This is a genomic window from Halomonas sp. 3D7M, from assembly GCF_014897885.1.
Classification (GTDB): Bacteria; Pseudomonadota; Gammaproteobacteria; order Pseudomonadales; family Halomonadaceae; genus Vreelandella.
Genome location: NZ_JABUZF010000277.1, coordinates 8,663 through 10,778, shown reverse-complemented (window position 1 = coordinate 10,778; position 2,116 = coordinate 8,663). Strand labels below are relative to the sequence as shown.

The following is a 2,116-nucleotide window of genomic DNA, read 5'->3' as shown; positions in this document are numbered from 1 at the left end:
GCTGAAACCGGCAGCTTTATGGCTGCCGCAAAGCAACTGCACACGGTGCAATCTAACGTGACCACGCATATCAAAAAACTTGAGGAGGAATTAGGCGTGCAGCTGGTTCATCGCGCGGGTGGCGTGCGCCTTACGTCTGCGGGGCTAGCGTTACTGGATTATGCAGAACGGTTGCTGGCAGTGCATGACGAAGCATTAATGCTGTTTCAAAGTGCAGAGAACGCAACAGGCCAGCTGCGCTTGGGGTCGATGGAAACGACTATGGCGCTGCGCCTCCCCCCGATACTGGCGGCCTATCATGCTGACTTTCCAGAGGTTGATATGACCCTGGCGACCGGCCCCACCGCCAGTTTGATCGAGAAGCTCATGGACGGTCAGGCGGATGGTGTGTTTGTGGCCGGCGCTATCGATCATCATCGCTATCATTCGCTCAAAGTCTTCAGCGAACAGCTTGTGCTGGTGAGTTCAACCCCCATGACAAGCGTACCCAGCTCTGAAGAACTACTGACAGCAACGTTTCTCGCATTTCGCCAGGGATGTAGTTACCGGCAACGTATCGAATTGCTGCTGGCATCTCAAGGAATTAATGCCGTGCGTGTTTTTGAGTTTGGCACGCTAGACGCCATGCTTGGCTGCGTCGCGGCTGGGATGGGGTACACCGTGCTGCCACGTATTATCATTGAAGCGCACCAGCACCGCTTCGGCATTCACGCGCTGGAACTGCCCTCTGCGATTGCCAATATCGACACCTATTTTGTTACTTCAGAACCCGCTACCTGGTCGCCCGCATTAGCCCGTTTTGTCGATACGTTACACCAGCAAGCCAGGCTATAGACTCTTCATTCCTTCTGAACAATCAAGTACGCGTGCAGTTCAGGATGTTGGTCATACTCTAGGTGCTTGCATACTGTGCCAAGCTTTATCAGCAGGGATAAAAAGCCGTTAGTACCGAGCGATGAGTAGTAAACCGGTGGCCCCATGAAGCTGTCCGTGTGATCACCGAGTTCATCAGTGCCACCGAAGGAGAAGATAAAGACGCCACCTTCGCTCAGGCTATTAATAATCCTGGTTATCACAGCTTCCTGCTGAGCCAATGGAATATGCCAGATGCTATCCCACGCAGTAATGACATCGTATTTGCCCGGCGGTTGCCACTGACAAATATCCTGGTGGTGAAAAGTCACGTCTGGATGTTTCTGTTTAGCCAGCCGCAGCATTTCAGCAGAAATATCCACCCCCTCTGGTGTAAAGCCTTCCTGCTGTAGCAGATCAATAAAACGTCCTGTGCAACCACAGCCAATATCCAGCGCCCTGCCTCGATTCTTCACAAACGCTAGCGCTCTTTTGTGCGCGTCTATACCGTTCGCGAGATTAAATTTTTCGCTCTGCCAGAGATGAGTGATCTGGTTGTATGCACGGCCAATATCGGTGGGAGTCATGGGTAGTCTTTGGATACAAAGTGAGAGTTTAGTCACTATATCACCCACTCAAGCGAGCGTGGTTACTGGCGACCAGATCAATAAGAAAGTCCGCCACGGCACGGGTTCGGCGTGACTGTGTCAGGTCTGTTTGGATAACGAGGTAAATAGGCTGGTCCACGCCAAGATCAGCAGCAATACAGACTAATCCAGCTTCCTGAGCCAAAAAGTGCGGTAATACTGCAATACCTAGCCCTGCTTTAGCTGCGGCGACTTGAGTTGCCACAGAAGTAGTGGTTAACGCGGGTTCTCGCCCGTGTAGAACGCGCTCGATCCACTGTGCTGCAGGCAGGTGGGCTTGCGTCTCCCCCCAGGTGATAAAGGCATCCATGTCGTAGCCGCCAGCATCAAGAGTCGTCTTACGCTGCGCCGCATAGGCTGAGCTAGCGTAAAGCCCATAGCCTAAGGAACCCAAGCGGCGAAGGGTGACATTACCGCGTTCGGGTTTGACCATTCTGAGGGCTAGATCGGCATCACGACGGTGTAGATTGACAGTAGAGATATCCGTCACTAGCTCAAGCGTAATGCCAGGATACTGACGACGAAATTGTGCAAGCGCAGGTAGAATCAATGCCGTTGCCAAATTCTCTGCGGTAGCCAAACGCACTCTACCATTCAGTTGTGAGTGGCGGGACACA

General features: G+C 52.7%; 3 protein-coding genes. 1 reads left to right on the top strand and 2 read right to left on the bottom strand.

What is annotated here, in order from left to right:
• The coding region (locus tag INT22_RS19865; protein WP_193068785.1) for a LysR family transcriptional regulator at positions 1-834 on the top strand (834 nt) is incomplete at its 5' end.
• Between the two features lie 5 nt (positions 835-839).
• On the opposite strand, the gene INT22_RS19860 is transcribed toward INT22_RS19865, so the two are convergent.
• Together INT22_RS19860 and INT22_RS19855 are read right to left on the bottom strand one after the other, a co-directional pair.
• Positions 840-1,439: a class I SAM-dependent methyltransferase gene (locus tag INT22_RS19860; protein WP_193068784.1), complete on the bottom strand. Its 600-nt coding sequence runs from the start codon at positions 1,437-1,439 to the stop codon at positions 840-842.
• Between the two features lie 40 nt (positions 1,440-1,479).
• On the bottom strand, positions 1,480-2,116 hold a 637-nt coding region (locus INT22_RS19855), incomplete at its 5' end, for a LysR substrate-binding domain-containing protein (protein WP_226912963.1).